The sequence below is a fragment of the Sphingobium lactosutens DS20 genome (assembly GCF_000445105.1).
In the GTDB taxonomy this organism is placed as follows: Bacteria; Pseudomonadota; Alphaproteobacteria; order Sphingomonadales; family Sphingomonadaceae; genus Sphingobium; species Sphingobium lactosutens.
In genome coordinates, this window is the sequence record NZ_ATDP01000106.1 from 226,022 (window position 1) to 239,970 (window position 13,949).

General features: G+C 63.6%; 15 protein-coding genes. 11 read left to right on the forward strand and 4 right to left on the reverse strand.

Annotation, left to right across the window (positions count from 1 at the left end; translation table 11 throughout):
- Positions 1-54 precede the first annotated feature (54 nt).
- The 8 genes from rpmH (at position 55) to RLDS_RS0128875 (ending at position 5,707) form a co-directional block, all read left to right on the forward strand.
- Entirely contained in the window at positions 55-189 is a 135-nt protein-coding gene (gene rpmH / locus RLDS_RS55530; RefSeq protein ID WP_021227954.1) for a 50S ribosomal protein L34, read from the forward strand.
- A 35-nt stretch (positions 190-224) separates the two neighbouring features.
- Positions 225-620, forward strand: a complete 396-nt coding sequence (rnpA, locus tag RLDS_RS49935; RefSeq protein WP_021227955.1) for a ribonuclease P protein component — start codon at positions 225-227, stop codon at positions 618-620.
- On the forward strand, positions 617-829 hold the full coding sequence (gene yidD, locus RLDS_RS49940) for a membrane protein insertion efficiency factor YidD (RefSeq protein ID WP_021227956.1): 213 nt from the start codon (positions 617-619) through the stop codon (positions 827-829). Before rnpA ends, yidD begins: the two co-directional genes overlap by 4 nt.
- A 34-nt stretch (positions 830-863) precedes the next feature.
- Complete coding sequence (yidC, locus tag RLDS_RS49945; RefSeq protein WP_021227957.1) at positions 864-2,570, forward strand: membrane protein insertase YidC; 1,707 nt, start codon at positions 864-866, stop codon at positions 2,568-2,570.
- 139 nt (positions 2,571-2,709) lie between these two features.
- Positions 2,710-3,357 (forward strand): ribosome biogenesis GTP-binding protein YihA/YsxC, encoded by a 648-nt coding sequence (yihA, locus tag RLDS_RS49950; protein ID WP_031298913.1) that lies wholly within the window; start codon positions 2,710-2,712, stop codon positions 3,355-3,357.
- 109 nt (positions 3,358-3,466) lie between these two features.
- Entirely contained in the window at positions 3,467-4,594 is a 1,128-nt protein-coding gene (gene prfB / locus RLDS_RS49955) for a peptide chain release factor 2 (protein WP_031298914.1), read from the forward strand.
- Entirely contained in the window at positions 4,594-5,319 is a 726-nt protein-coding gene (locus RLDS_RS49960) for a class I SAM-dependent methyltransferase (protein WP_021227960.1), read from the forward strand. Before prfB ends, RLDS_RS49960 begins: the two co-directional genes overlap by 1 nt.
- A 79-nt stretch (positions 5,320-5,398) precedes the next feature.
- Positions 5,399-5,707: a PilZ domain-containing protein gene (locus tag RLDS_RS0128875; RefSeq protein WP_052034199.1), complete on the forward strand. Its 309-nt coding sequence runs from the start codon at positions 5,399-5,401 to the stop codon at positions 5,705-5,707.
- On the opposite strand, the gene RLDS_RS56575 is transcribed toward RLDS_RS0128875, so the two are convergent.
- From RLDS_RS56575 to RLDS_RS49970, 3 genes are all read right to left on the reverse strand, one after another.
- Positions 5,708-5,863: a hypothetical protein gene (locus RLDS_RS56575; RefSeq protein ID WP_009822724.1), complete on the reverse strand. Its 156-nt coding sequence runs from the start codon at positions 5,861-5,863 to the stop codon at positions 5,708-5,710.
- An 18-nt stretch (positions 5,864-5,881) separates the two neighbouring features.
- Positions 5,882-6,592, reverse strand: a complete 711-nt coding sequence (locus RLDS_RS49965; RefSeq protein WP_021227962.1) for a hypothetical protein — start codon at positions 6,590-6,592, stop codon at positions 5,882-5,884.
- A gap of 115 nt (positions 6,593-6,707) precedes the next feature.
- Entirely contained in the window at positions 6,708-7,919 is a 1,212-nt protein-coding gene (locus tag RLDS_RS49970; RefSeq protein ID WP_021227963.1) for a toxic anion resistance protein, read from the reverse strand.
- Between the two features lie 191 nt (positions 7,920-8,110).
- Between RLDS_RS49970 and RLDS_RS49975 the strand changes: the two genes are divergently transcribed.
- Both RLDS_RS49975 and RLDS_RS49980 read left to right on the forward strand, forming a co-directional pair.
- The gene (locus RLDS_RS49975) at positions 8,111-8,428 is read left to right on the forward strand and encodes a DUF485 domain-containing protein (RefSeq protein ID WP_021227964.1); all 318 of its coding nucleotides are present in this window, start codon (positions 8,111-8,113) and stop codon (positions 8,426-8,428) included.
- Positions 8,425-10,119 (forward strand): cation acetate symporter, encoded by a 1,695-nt coding sequence (locus RLDS_RS49980; protein ID WP_021227965.1) that lies wholly within the window; start codon positions 8,425-8,427, stop codon positions 10,117-10,119. The genes RLDS_RS49975 and RLDS_RS49980 overlap by 4 nt, the downstream gene beginning before the upstream one ends.
- A gap of 36 nt (positions 10,120-10,155) precedes the next feature.
- Here the strand turns inward: RLDS_RS49980 and RLDS_RS49985 are convergent, their stop codons facing one another.
- The gene (locus RLDS_RS49985; protein ID WP_021227966.1) at positions 10,156-11,706 is read right to left on the reverse strand and encodes a S10 family peptidase; all 1,551 of its coding nucleotides are present in this window, start codon (positions 11,704-11,706) and stop codon (positions 10,156-10,158) included.
- Positions 11,707-11,910: 204 nt separating this feature from the next.
- Here RLDS_RS49985 and typA point away from each other — a divergent pair, with 204 nt between their 5' ends.
- A complete protein-coding gene (gene typA, locus RLDS_RS49990; RefSeq protein ID WP_021227967.1) occupies positions 11,911-13,731 on the forward strand; it encodes a translational GTPase TypA in 1,821 nt (606 codons plus the stop codon).
- Positions 13,732-13,949: the final 218 nt, after the last annotated feature.

Below are 13,949 nucleotides of genomic sequence, written 5' to 3' on the forward strand. Positions count from 1 at the left end.
AAGCGGCCCTTTTTTGTCACACCCGATTCTCTTGTTGTTTTTGAGGAATGAACGATGAAGCGCACCTTTCAGCCGAGCAATCTGGTTCGGAAGCGCCGTCACGGTTTCCGCGCCCGCATGGCGACCCCCGGCGGCCGCAATGTGATGCGCGCCCGTCGCGCCCGCGGCCGCAAGAATCTCTGCGCCTGACATCATCGCCGGATCAGCCCGCCGCGCCGGCCATCATGGTCCGGCGCGCGGATTTTCTGGCGGCGAATCGCGGGCGACGCGCGCCGATGCCGGGCTTTGTCCTGCTGGTGCGCGAACGCGGTGACGGTGATCCGGCGATGCGCTATGGCATCACGGTCACGAAAAAGATTGGCGGCGCTGTCATCCGCAACCGGATGAAGCGCCGTTTTCGCGTTCTGGCGCGCGAATTGCTGCCTACCCTTGGCATTGCCGGCGCCGATCATGTGTTGATCGCCCGGGAAGGGGGGATTGAGCGGGACTTTGCCCTGTTGCGCGGCGAACTGGAAAAGGCGCTGGGCAAGATCATGACGCGGCCGGTCGACGCGCCGCGCGACCCGTCCCGCCGCAAGGCGAAATCGTCCGGAACCAGAGCCCCGGCTAAGTCCCGATGATCGCGCGCCTGCTCATCCTGATTGCGCGCTTCTGGCAGCTTGGGCCATCGCGCATCCTGCCGCCCACGTGCCGCTATGCGCCCTCCTGTTCGGAATATGCGATTCAGGCGGTGCGCAAATATGGCGCGATCAAGGGTAGCTGGCTGGGGTTCAAGCGGCTAATGCGATGCCACCCATGGGGCGGGTCGGGCCACGACCCGGTTCCCTGAGACGACAGATCACAAGACGGCGGAGCGCAAAAGCGTGGACGACAAGAAGAATATCATCCTGGCGGTGCTGCTGACCGCGGCGATCCTGTTCGGCTGGCCTTATCTTTCCAACTATTTCTTCCCCACGGCCAATCCGCCCGCAACGAAGATCGAGGGCGGCAAGCAGGTCCCTGTCGCCCGGCCCGATGCGGACCCCGCCGCCGACAGTCCCGCCGCGATCCGCGACCGCGCGCTGGTGCTCAGGGAAAGCCCGCGCATTCCCATCCGCACGCCCAAGCTGACTGGCTCGATCAACCTCAAAGGCGCGCGCATCGACGACATCGTGCTGCCGACCTACAAGGAAACGATCGCCAAGGATTCGCCGGACGTCCGCCTCTACAGCCCGTCGGGCACGCAGGACGCCTATTTTGCCGGTTTCGGCTGGCAGGGCGAAGGGCTGCGTGCGCCCGATCGCAACACGCTGTGGACCGCGCAGGGCAGCGTGCTCACGCCGACCAGCCCGGTGACGCTCAGCTGGAACAATGGCGCGGGGCAGCTCTTCGAAATCCGCCTGTCGGTCGACGACAATTATATGATCACGGCCGCGCAGAAGGTGTCGAACACCGGCGCCGGCACGGTGGGCGTCAAGCCCTATGCCTATATCAGCCGCACCGGCATTCCCAAGGACCCCGATACTTGGACGATCCATGTCGGACCTATGGGCGTGTTCAACGGCGCAGCCAATTATGACGTCAATTACAAGGATCTGGACAAGGGGCCGTCGGTCCAGAGCTTCCAGTCCAAGGGCGGCTGGATCGGCTTCACCGACAAATATTGGCTGTCTGCTCTCGTGCCGGCTGCCGACGCCGACTTTGCCGGCCAGTTCCGCAAGGGCGCGGGCACGCAATATCAGGCCGATGTCGCGCTTGGCTCCACTATGGTCGCGCCCGGCAAGGCGGTGACGCAAACGCAGCGCCTGTTCGTCGGCGCCAAGGAAGTGAAGACGCTCGAAGCCTATCAGGATGCGGGCGTCCCGCTGTTCGACCGGGCGATCGACTGGGGCTGGTTCTACTGGTTTGAAAAGCCGATCTTCGGCCTGCTGCACTGGCTGTTTGAACATATCGGCAATTTCGGCGTCGCCATCATCTGCCTGACGTTTGTCGTGCGTGCGATCATGTTCCCGATCGCCCAGCGCCAATTTTCCAGCATGGCGGCGATGCGCGCGCTCCAGCCCAAGATGAAGGCGCTGCAGGAAAAGCATAAGGACGACAAGCAGCAGCTTCAGCTCAAGATGATGGAGCTGTACAAGCAGGAGAAGGTCAATCCGCTCGCCGGTTGCCTGCCCGTCTTCATCCAGATTCCGATCTTCTTCGCGCTCTACAAGGTGCTGATGCTGACGATCGAAATGCGCCACCAGCCCTTCGTCCTGTGGATCAAGGACCTGTCCGCGCCCGATCCGCTGCATATCCTCAACCTCTTCGGCCTGCTCGACTTCACGCCGCCCGCGTTTCTGGGCATCGGCGTGCTGGCCCTGCTGCTGGGCATCAGCATGTACTTCCAGTTCAAGCTCAATCCAACGCAGATGGACCCGATGCAGCAGCAGATCATGGGCATCATGCCGTGGATGATGATGTTCATCATGGCGCCCTTCGCGGCGGGCCTTCTGGTCTACTGGATCACCAACAACTGCCTGTCGATGGCGCAGCAGTGGTGGCTCTATCGCAAGCATCCGGTGCCAGCGGCAGCGGTGCCGGCGAAGTAAATATACCTCTCAAGTCCCGTTCGTGCTGAGTGGGGACTGAGCGAAGTCGAAGGTCCGTATTGAAGCATCGCGACCTTCGGCCCTTCGATACGCCGCTTCGACAAGCTCAGCGGCTACTCAGCGCGAACGGAGAATGAGTGTGACCGAGCAAGACAACACTGCCCTGATCGAAGACGCGCGCAGGCTCTTTGCCGGGCCGATCGCCTTCCTCAAATCCGCGCCGGACCTCAAATTCCTGCCCGACATGGCGGTGAACGAAGTCGCCTTCGCGGGCCGTTCGAACGTGGGTAAATCCTCGCTGCTGAACGCGCTCACCAACCGCAACGGCCTGGCGCGCACGTCCAATACGCCTGGTCGCACTCAGGAACTCAACTTCTTCGACGTGGGCGATCCGCTGCGTTTCCGCCTCGTCGACATGCCGGGCTATGGCTATGCCAAGGCGCCCAAGGACATGGTCAAGAAATGGCGTTTCCTGGTGAACGACTATCTGCGTGGGCGCGCCGCGCTCAAGCGCACGCTGGTGCTGATCGACAGCCGCCACGGCATCAAGGATGTCGACACCGACATGCTCGACATGCTCGATGCCGCGGCGGTCAGCTATCGCATTGTCCTTACCAAGGCGGACAAGATCAAGGCGAGCGCGCTCGCCGCCGTAACGCAGCAGACCGCCGACGCCATCCGCAAGCGCCCGGCCGCCCATCCCGACATCATCGCCACGTCGAGTGAAAAGGGCATGGGCCTGCCCGAACTGCGCGCCGCCGTGCTGGAAAGCGTGACGCAGGGCTGACCCTTGACGAACAGCCTGCACATCGCGAAGTAACCCGCTTTCGACAAGACGGCCGCAACCCGCTACAGCGGCCGCACACGGCCCCGCGCCGCCTATTGGAGACATGACCATGCGCGCCGAAGCGCAGCAATATATCGACCGTATCGATGCCGCGCTCGCCCTGCTGCGCCAGTCGCTCGACTGGGACCGCGCGCTGCGCCGGCTGGACGAACTCAACGCCCGCGTCGAGGACCCGACCCTGTGGGACAATGCCAAGCAGGCGCAGGAGGTGATGCGCGAGCGCACCCGGCTCGACAGCGCGATCGGCGCGACCCGCGCGATTGAGGGCGAAAAGACCGACACCGCCGAACTCATCGAGATGGCCGAGGCCGAGGGCGATGAGGGGATGGTGGACGAGGCGGTTGCGGCGCTCAAGGCGCTGGCCGACCGGGCCGATGAAGACAAGATCAAGGCGCTGCTGGCGGGTGAGGCCGACAGCTACGACACTTATCTGGAAATCCACGCCGGCGCTGGCGGGACCGAAAGCCAGGACTGGGCCGAAATGCTCAGCCGCATGTACCGGCGCTGGGCCGAACGGCGTGGCTACAAGGTCGAACTGGTCGATTATCAGGCCGGCGATCAGGCCGGCATCAAGTCGGCGACCTTCCTGTTCAAGGGCGAAAACGCCTATGGCTATGCCAAGACCGAAAGCGGCGTCCATCGCCTGGTCCGCATCAGCCCCTATGACAGCAGCGCGCGCCGCCACACCAGCTTCTCGTCGGTCTGGGTCTATCCGGTGATCGACGACGACATCGATATCGAGGTCAAGGAAAGCGACCTCAAGATCGACACCTATCGCGCATCGGGTGCGGGCGGGCAGCACGTCAACACCACCGATTCCGCCGTCCGCATCACCCACATTCCCTCAGGCATCATCGTCGCGTCGCAGAATGACCGTTCGCAGCACAAGAACCGCGCCACCGCGATGAATATGCTCAAGGCGCGCCTCTATGAAGCCGAACTGCGCCGGCGGGAGGAAGCGGCGTCGAGCGACTATCAGGCCAAGACCGAAATCGGCTGGGGCCACCAGATCCGCTCCTATGTGCTCCAACCCTATCAGTTGGTGAAGGACCTGCGTACCGGCGTCACTTCGACTTCGCCCGACGATGTCCTGGACGGTGCGCTTGATCCCTTCATGGCGGCCGCGCTCAGCCAGAAGGTGACGGGCGAGAAGGTCGATGTGGAGGATGTCGACTGATGATCCGGGCGGCACTGGCGGGCGTGCTTGTCCTGCTGTCCGCCTGCGATCAGTTGAGCGGCGGCAATACGTCCCAGCGCCCTGTCGCCGCCCGTGATTTTCCGCGTGCCGATCGGCCGGTGGCGCCGATCGTGTCGACCCGCTGGTCCAGCGAGGAAGCGCGCGATCGCGTCAACGAGGCGGAGGATATCATGGACCGGGCCGGCATCCGCCCCGGCATGACCGTCGCCGACATCGGTGCTGGCGAAGGCTATTATACGGTGCGCCTGGCCCAGCGGGTCGGCCCCACCGGCCGGGTCCTGGCCGAAGACATATTGCCTGAAGTCATAGAGGCGTTGTCGCGGCGCATCACGCGAGAGGAATGGGACAATGTCAGCGTCAAGCTGGGCGCGCCCGAAGACCCGCGCCTGCCCGAAAACAGCTTCGATCGCATTCTGATGGTTCACATGTATCATGAGATTGCAGAGCCTTACGCCTTCCTCTGGCATCTCAGTCCGGCGTTGAAGCCCGACGGCGAACTGATCGTCGTCGATGCGGATCGGCCGACCGATCAGCACGGCACGCCACCGCGCCTGCTGGCCTGCGAACTGGCGACCATGGGTTTCCGTATGGAAGAACTCATCCCCAAACCGACGGCCGGGGGCTATTTCGCGCGATTTCGCCGCATCGTCGCCCGGCCGGACCCGTCCGCCATCGTCCCTTGCGCGATCAACCAGCCATCCTAAAGGTTAACGCAAAGGTCAGGCTGAAAAGATGGTCCCATGTGCCTGTCGATGCGTTACAGTGCGCATCGGGAGGTCATGCATGACGCAGAGTGAACCCAGGGCGGGACTGACTTTCGGTCCTGAACGTGCACCACGCCATAAATTATTCGAACCCGTTTCCCTCTGGCATGATGGCGCATCCATGCGCGGGCATTTGCTCGATCTGTCGGCGACCGGCGCGCTGTGCCATAGCGACATGCCGTTTCGCGCGGGGGATCGGGTGCTGATCGACGCGGATTGTCTGGGCGTCGCTGGGCGTGTGGTCTGGTCAGGCGGCAAGCGGTTCGGGCTCCATTTTGAGGCGGCGCTGCCGGCGTCCGTCCTGGACCGAGTCCTGCACCAGAGCTGATCAGCTTTTCCGGCGCCAGCGCCGTACCATCGACAGCCCCAGGAATCCGCCACCCACGACCGCCGCGATGGCGCCCCCGGCGGACGCTAGCGCCCAGGCCCCGGCCGCGAGCAGCCCGGTCAGAAAATCGACGATGATGAGGGTCAGGTGGATCATGATGAAGCCAGGACGGCGCTAACGCCCCAAATCCTTGGCTTCCTGATATTTCAATTCCAGAAAGCGATTCTGCGTCGCCAGCTTGTCCAGATCACCACTTGCCAGGCTCTCGGTCACGCGCGCGATTTCCGCGTCGATCACGGTCAATCCTTCGACCAGCTGCTTTTCCGGCACGCGGCCGTTGCGCTCCTCCCTTCGCATGGGCGCCGGGATGGATTGATAGCCGGTGACAAGCTCGGGCAGATGGTCCGACAGCAAGCGGCGGATTTCCAGCGCCGCCGGGTCCTGCTCGTTCAGCCGCTCCAGCTGAGGCGCCAGCGTCTCCAGCCGCACGCCGATGCTGTCGACCAGCGTCACGGCCGGCGCGGGAAGCGCCTTGCGCTGCGTTTCCAGCCAGATTTCGGTCTTGAGGGGGAGGGCGGGCAGTTCAGTCTGCCCCAGCTTCTCGGCACTGACCGGACGGTCGCCGGGCAGCAGCGCGAAAAACAATGTCGCGATCAGCAACAGCCCCAGCACGATCATCACGCCATTGGTGCCCAGCGGCACGAACCATCCGGCGATCATCGCGCCCATCAGGATGACGAATATCGCGCCGCCAATCCGCCCCAGCCGCCGCATGATCGACGCATTGCGGCGCTCGCGCGCCCGCGCCGACAGGCTCCGTCCGCGCTCGCTGTGACGGCGCAGCACGGCTTCGGCATCCGCCAGCACGCGGTCGGATCGGCTCATAGACAAGGCTCCGGCATCCGTTCGCCCTGAGCTTGTCGAAGGGCTGTCCTGTCTTGAAAGAAAGAGCAGGGCTTCGACGGGCTCAGCCCGAACGGTAACAGGAGAGACATTGATATCATCCCTCGATCGCGCTCAGCAGCGGATTGTCGACCCGCGCTTCCTGCGCCGCCTGCGCCTGGCCCTGCGCCCGCGCGATATAGCCTTTGGACTTCTCCACCTCGTTCGACAGCGTATTCACCGTCGTCTTCATATTCTCCAGCGCTTTCATCTTGAACGTGTCGATATTGTCCATCGTGTCGTAGATATTCTGGAAGGCGCGCTGCAGCGTCTCGATCGGGATCGTGCTCGATGCCGCCTGTTCGTGGATTTGCGCGGTCTGGCTTTTCAGCAGTTCGCCGGTCCGGTCGATCATGTTGGCGGTGGTGGTGTTGAGCGCGGTGATCTGTTCCAGCACCAGTTTCTGCCCGACCAGCGCCTGCGCCACTGTCACGGCCGTGCGCAGCGCCGCCACGGTCGTCGTGCTCGCGCGGTCGACGCCCTTCACCAGCTCGACATTGTTCTTCTTGACCAGATCCAGCGCCAGATAGCCCTGCACCGTCACCGCCATCTGCGTCAGCAGATCCTGCGTGCGTTGACGGATGTAGAAAAGCGCGCTTTCGCGGATCGCCTTGGCCTTGGCTGGATCGGTCGAATCCAGTTCCATCGCCTTGGCTTCCAGCCGCGCGTCCATGGTCTTGCTGATATGGATCATCTGTTCCAGACGACCCATGGTGGCCCACATATTCTGCCGCTCGACATCGATCGCGGCATTATCCTTGATCAGCGTGTCCTTGCCGCTGGCGAGGCTCCCCAGGATCGAGTTGATGTGACCCTGCGCGCTTTTATAGCCGTCGAAATAGTCGCGCATCTTGTTGCCGAAGGGGATGATGCCGAACAGCTTTTTCGGCGCGAGCAAGCTGCCGCGCTTTCCGGGGTCCAGATCCTCTACCGTGCGGCGCAATTCGGCCAGGTCCGCCCCGACCTTGCTGTCGCTGTCCATCGCGCGCACCGGCCGGTCCAGGAAGCGGTTGCTGTGCCCGGCGGCCTCGGCGATCTCCTTGCGCCCCATATTGGTGAGCTGATCCACGCGCTTGCCGAATTCGGGCGAATTGGCGTCCTGCGCGACCAGATCCTCGACAAAGGCGTCGACCTTCTCGTCCAGCTTGGACTTCTTCTCCTCGTCGATCGGCACCAGTCCCGCAGCCTTGTCGGGCGCAACTGCCGGCACCGGATCGGGCGGCATCAGATTGAGCGGGTCGGCGGTAGCGGTGGGCGCGGTCGAAGCCATGTCATCTCCTGATAAGCCCAAGGGCGGCATGAACTGTTATATGTGCATAAAACAGTAGGTCGCAAGTCTGCGCAGTTTTTCCAGCCCCTGCTATAAGGCCTGCGCCCCCGCCATTGCAATCGCCCGCCGCCGGGCTAGCATGGCCGCCATATGGCGATGCTCGTCGCATGATGGGAAGGGGGAGCGCGTCGATGCAGGACGAACAGGACAGGCTGGCGGCTGCGGTTGCGGCCGATCCACGCTATGCAGCGCTGGTGGCGCGCCGCTCGCGATTGGGCTGGACGCTTTCGGCGATCATCTTCATCGCCTTCGTCGGCTATCTGCTGCTGATTGCCTTTCACCCCGCGCTGCTGGCCATGCCGGTCGGCGCCGGCGTCACCTCGCTCGGCATTCCGCTTGGCCTTGGCCTCATCCTGCTCGCGATCGCGCTGACCGGCCTGTATGTGCGGCAGGCCAATCGTCATCATGATGCGCAAATGGCCGCCATAGTTCGGGATCATGGCGCATGAGGGCGCTCATCGCCGCATTGGCGCTGCTGCTGCCCGCGTCCGCCTTTGCCGCCGCGCTGGAGGGGGAGGCACAGCGCCAGCCGATCAACTGGGTGGCGATCGCCATGTTCGTCGCCTTTGTCGGCCTGACGCTCTGGATCACCAAGGCAGCGGCCGCGCGCACGCGCACCGCGTCGGATTTCTATACGGCCGGTGGCGGCATCACCGGTTTCCAGAACGGCCTCGCCATGGCGGGCGATTATATGTCCGCCGCCTCCTTCCTCGGCATATCGGCGCAGATATTTGCCGACGGCTATGACGGCCTCATCTACTCCACCGGCTTTCTGGTCGGCTGGCCGATCCTCCTGTTCCTGATGGCGGAGCGGCTGCGCAACCTTGGTCGCTACACCTTTGCCGACGTCGCCTCCTACCGCTTCGCCCAGCCCCCGGTCCGCAGTTTCGCGGCGGTCAGCACGTTGCTGGTCGTCAGCTTCTATCTCGTCGCGCAGATGGTCGGCGCGGGCCAACTCGTCAAATTGCTGTTCGGCCTGCCCTATGCCGCCGCCGTCGTGATCGTCGGCGGCCTCATGATGCTCTATGTCCTGTTCGGCGGCATGCGGGCGACCACATGGGTCCAGATCATCAAGGCTGTCTTGTTGCTGGGCGGCGCCAGCTTCATGGCGGTGATGGTGCTGGCGCAGGCGGGCTTCAGCCTGGAAACCCTTTTCGCCCGCGCGGTCGAGGTGAAGACGCAGGCTGCGCTCGCCACCGGCGTCAGCGCGGACCAGGCAGCGGCGCAGGGCCGCGCCATCATGGCCCCCGGCGGCTTCATCAAGGACCCTGTATCGGCCATCTCCTTCGGCCTGGCCCTCATGCTTGGCACGGCGGGCCTGCCGCACATATTGATGCGCTTCTTCACCGTCCCGGACGCAAAGGAGGCGCGCAAGTCCGTGCTCTGGGCAACGGGCTGGATCGGCTATTTCTATATCCTGACCTTCATCATCGGTTTTGGCGCGATCCTGCTGGTGGGGACCAACGCCGCCTATCTGGACGGGCAAGGGGCCTTGCGCGGCGGAAGCAACATGGCGGCGATCCATCTGGCCCATGCGATCGGGGGCAATGCTTTCCTCGGCTTCATCTCGGCGGTCGCCTTCGCAACCATCCTCGCCGTGGTCGCGGGCCTGACGCTCTCGGCCGCCTCCGCCGTCAGCCATGACCTCTACGCCACTGTTCTGCGCAACGGGCAGGCCAGTTCCGCCGACGAACTGCGCGTGTCGCGAATCACGACGCTGGCGCTCGGCGCGCTTGCCGTGCTGCTCGGCCTCGTTTTCGAAAAACAGAATGTGGCGTTCATGGTCAGCCTCGCCTTCGCGCTTGCCGCGTCGGGCAATTTCCCGGTGCTGATCCTCTCGTTGCTCTGGAGCGGCTGCACCACGCGCGGCGCGGCGTGGGGCGGGACGATCGGGTTGCTGACGGCCTTCGTGCTGACGCTGCTGTCGCCGGCGGTCTGGACGACGACCTTTGCCCTGGGGGACGCGCCTTTCCCCTATAGTTCGGCCGCGATCGTCTCGGTGCCGGCCGGCTTCCTCGCCATCTGGCTCATTTCACTGGTCGACCGCTCGCCCCGCGCGGCGATCGACAAGGCGGGCTACCCAGCGCAGCGCGTCCGCGCCGAAACGGGGATCGGCGCTTTTGCCGCCAGCGACCATTAAAAAAAGGGCGGTGGATCACCACCGCCCGGTTTCGCGTCAGCGCGCGCCTTCGGCGTAATAGCGCTCCATATCCAGCCGCATCTGGTGCAGCGCCTCGGGGTTGAGGTAAACCATATGGCCGGCCGGATAATAGCGGAACTGCAAATTCCCGCGCAGCTGCGGCTCCAGCATCATGTGCTTCAAGTCCCGCTCGGTCGAAAAGAAGGGCGTCGCCATGTCATAATAGCCATTGAGCGACAGCACGCGCAGATGCGGATTGGTGCGCATCGCGGCCGACAGGTCGGCGGTCACGTCGGCGACATTCTGCTTGCCCCCTTCGGGCGGCTGATGGCTCCAATCCCATTTGAAGTCGCCACCTTCACGCGCGCTCAGACGATAGGACAAGTCCGTCTTGTAGCCGATCTGGCGCGTCACCTGATCCAGGAAGCTGCCGACATAGAGCCCAGTGATGCCGGTGCTCGACGGATCATATTCCGGTTCCTCGCCAGCGGTGTCGGCATCGATGCCGGTATAGCGGCTGTCGAACCGGCCCAGCGTCGCATGTTCATCGCGCAGCAATTCCTTGCGGAAACGCGACAGGTTGACGCGCAGGTTCGCACGCTTGAGGTAGTCGACCGACAAGCCGGTATAGCGGTTGAGCTGGCGCGCCATCTCGTCCGTCTCCTGCGGCGTGATGTCGGACCCTTTCAGCAGCGCGGTGGCATAGGGACCGTTCGCAAATTGCCGCGCTTCTTCGACAAAGGCCTCCAGGCTGGCGGGGCGGCCGCCGGGCAACTTGTTGTGATACCAGGCGGTGGCGGCATAGCTTGGCAGATAGCCGATATGGATCGTGTCGAAGCCCGACTGGCGGACGCCATAATTCATGATCGACGACAGCAGCACCACGCCGTTCAGCGCCAGCCCGCGATCCTCCAGCTGATAGGCCAATGCCCCCGACCGGGTCGTCCCATAGCTTTCGCCGAAAATATATTTGGGGTCGCCCCAGCGACCATTCTTGGTCGTGTAGCGGATGATCGCCTTGGCAAAGGCATCGACATCCTGATCCACGCCGTAAAAGTCCGAGCCCTTGGCGTCGCCGATCGGTCGCGAATAGCCCGCGCCGATCGCGTCCAGGAACACCATGTCGGTGCTGCCGATCAGGCTGTCATTATTGGGACCGACGTCGAAGGGCGCGGGCTTGACTGCCTGCGGGTCGGTGGTGCGCACATGCATCGGCGCGAAGCTGCCCATGCGCAGCCACAGCGACGAAGACCCCGGCCCACCATTATAGAAGAAGGTGACGGGGCGGTTCTTTCCCGCTGCGGTATAGGCGGTGTAGAACATGCTCCCCATCGGCTTGCCCTGCTCATCGCGAATGGTGAGCGTGCCTGCCGTCTGGGTATAGGCGATGCTCTTGCCATCCACGCGCGCCGTGCCCTTGCTGCTCTGCGTCACTTCCTCGACCGGCGCGCTGGCCCAGTTGGCCGCGACTTCCTCCGCGACCTTTTCGGCATGCTGCTTCTGGGCGTCGGGCGCATCTTTTTGCGCCAAGGCAGGGGCGTTCAGCGCGATCAGGGAAACAAGCGTCAGGGAAATGGGCAGCCGCATGGGCAATTCGTCCTTTCATGGTGCGATCCTGTATTGCCTCCATAGGGCAGTTATACGGGCGTGCAACTGTCCAGGTTATTTTGTCACATAGCTGTGCCCCCTCGGCCCGCCCTTGCCGCAGCGCGGCATTTCCTGTAGGGGCGCGCCCGATAGTCCCGTCCCGGCGTGGTGCCGAACCGGGAAACCCGATCCCAAAGGCCGTTCATGTCCCAGCGTAATATCGCCATCATCGCGCACGTCGACCATGGCAAGACCACCCTCGTCGACCAGCTTTTCCGCCAGTCCGGCACTTTCCGCGACAATCAGCGCGTCGAGGAGCGCGCGATGGATTCCAACGACCTGGAAAAGGAACGCGGCATCACCATTCTGGCCAAGCCCACTTCGGTCGAATGGAACGGCATCCGCATCAACATCGTCGACACGCCCGGCCACGCCGATTTCGGCGGTGAGGTGGAGCGCATCCTCTCGATGGTCGACGGCGTCATCCTGCTGGTCGATTCGTCGGAAGGCGCGATGCCGCAGACCAAGTTCGTGACCGGCAAGGCGCTCGCGCTGGGCTTGAAGCCCATCGTCGTCGTCAACAAGGTCGATCGCCCGGACGAGCGCATTCAGGAAGTGCTGGACGAAGTGTTCGACCTGTTCGTGACGCTGGACGCCAATGACGAGCAGCTCGACTTCCCGGTCCTCTACGCGTCGGGCCGCAACGGCTATGCCAGCGAAGACCCGCAGCGCCGCGAGGGTACGCTGGAGCCGATGTTCCAGAAGATCGTGGATCATGTCCCGCCGCCCGCCCTGGACGAAAACGCGCCGTTCAGTTTCCTTGTGACCCTGCTCGATCGCGACAATTTCCTGGGTCGTATCCTGACCGGCCGGGTCCAGTCCGGCACGCTCAAGGTCAACCAGCCGATCCACGCGCTCGATGCCGACGGCAATGTGATCGAGACCGGCCGCGCGTCCAAGATCCTGTCCTTCCGCGGCCTTGACCGCGTGCCAGTGGACGAGGCGAAGGCGGGCGACATCATCAGCCTTGCCGGCCTCACCGTCGCGACCGTCGCCAACACCATCGCCGACCCGCAGGTCAGCGAGCCGATCAAGGCGCAGCCGATCGATCCGCCGACGCTGTCGATGCGCTTTGCCGTCAATGACTCGCCCATGGCGGGCCGTGAAGGCAGCAAGGTGACAAGCCGCATGATCCGCGACCGCCTTGCTCGCGAGGCGGAGTCCAACGTCGCCATCAAGGTCACAGAATCGGAGGACAAGGACAGTTTCGAAGTCGCCGGCCGCGGCGAGCTTCAGTTGGGCGTTCTTATCGAAACCATGCGGCGTGAAGGGTTCGAACTGGGCATCAGCCGTCCCCGCGTGCTGTTCGGCGAAGACGAAAATGGCAACAAGACCGAGCCTTATGAAACCGTCGTCATCGACGTGGATGACGAATTTTCCGGCACGGTGGTCGACAAGATGAACATCCGCAAGGCCGAGATGACCGACATGCGGCCCTCGGGCGGCGGCAAGACCCGCATCACCTTCTCGGCGCCCTCGCGTGGCCTCATCGGCTATCATGGCGAATTCCTGTCCGACACGCGTGGTACGGGCATCATGAACCGGCTGTTCGAAAAATATGGCCCGCACAAGGGCAAGATCGAAGGGCGCAAGAATGGCGTCCTCATCTCGAACGGCGCGGGCGAAGCCAATGCCTATGCCCTGGGTCCGCTGGAGGAACGCGGCATCCTGTTCGTGGGCGTGGGCGAAGCGCTGTATGAAGGCATGATCATCGGCGAGAACGCCAAGCCCGAAGACCTTGAGGTCAATCCGATGAAGTCCAAGGCGCTGACCAACTTCCGCGCCAGCGGCAAGGATGATTCGATCCGCCTGACCCCGCCCAAGAAGATGACGCTGGAACAGGCCATCGCCTATATCGACGATGATGAAATGGTCGAGGTGACGCCCAAGACCATCCGCCTGCGCAAGCGCTACTTGGATCCCAATGAGCGCAAGCGCATGAGCCGGGCGAAGGCGGCGGCCTGATCAGCCCAAAGATTGTTCGGGGGGCCGGTGCCGCGAGGCGCCGGCCCCTTCGCTTTTGGGGCACGACTCAAAATGGGACAGGTCGCGTGATGCCTGGCGGCCCGCATTTGCGTCGGCTCGCCCTGTCATGTCATCTTTGCGTCCTACAGCGAACCGAATCGTAACCGATGGTTTTGCAAGCAAGGTGCGAGATGGGTGCTATGATCGCAATTGATCGT

Coding starts and splice junctions, on each gene's coding strand:
- rpmH (WP_021227954.1), top strand. CDS start 55: ATGAAGCGCACCTTTCAGCCGAGCAATCTGGTTCGGAAGCGCCGTCAC.
- yidD (WP_021227956.1), top strand. CDS start 617: ATGATCGCGCGCCTGCTCATCCTGATTGCGCGCTTCTGGCAGCTTGGG.
- typA (WP_021227967.1), top strand. CDS start 11,911: ATGTCCCAGCGTAATATCGCCATCATCGCGCACGTCGACCATGGCAAG.
- RLDS_RS49960 (WP_021227960.1), top strand. CDS start 4,594: ATGATCCGGGCGGCACTGGCGGGCGTGCTTGTCCTGCTGTCCGCCTGC.
- prfB (WP_031298914.1), top strand. CDS start 3,467: ATGCGCGCCGAAGCGCAGCAATATATCGACCGTATCGATGCCGCGCTC.
- RLDS_RS49970 (WP_021227963.1), bottom strand. CDS start 7,919: ATGGCTTCGACCGCGCCCACCGCTACCGCCGACCCGCTCAATCTGATG.
- RLDS_RS49975 (WP_021227964.1), top strand. CDS start 8,111: ATGCAGGACGAACAGGACAGGCTGGCGGCTGCGGTTGCGGCCGATCCA.
- RLDS_RS49985 (WP_021227966.1), bottom strand. CDS start 11,706: ATGCGGCTGCCCATTTCCCTGACGCTTGTTTCCCTGATCGCGCTGAAC.
- RLDS_RS49965 (WP_021227962.1), bottom strand. CDS start 6,592: ATGAGCCGATCCGACCGCGTGCTGGCGGATGCCGAAGCCGTGCTGCGC.
- RLDS_RS0128875 (WP_052034199.1), top strand. CDS start 5,399: ATGACGCAGAGTGAACCCAGGGCGGGACTGACTTTCGGTCCTGAACGT.
- RLDS_RS56575 (WP_009822724.1), bottom strand. CDS start 5,863: ATGATCCACCTGACCCTCATCATCGTCGATTTTCTGACCGGGCTGCTC.
- rnpA (WP_021227955.1), top strand. CDS start 225: ATGGTCCGGCGCGCGGATTTTCTGGCGGCGAATCGCGGGCGACGCGCG.
- RLDS_RS49980 (WP_021227965.1), top strand. CDS start 8,425: ATGAGGGCGCTCATCGCCGCATTGGCGCTGCTGCTGCCCGCGTCCGCC.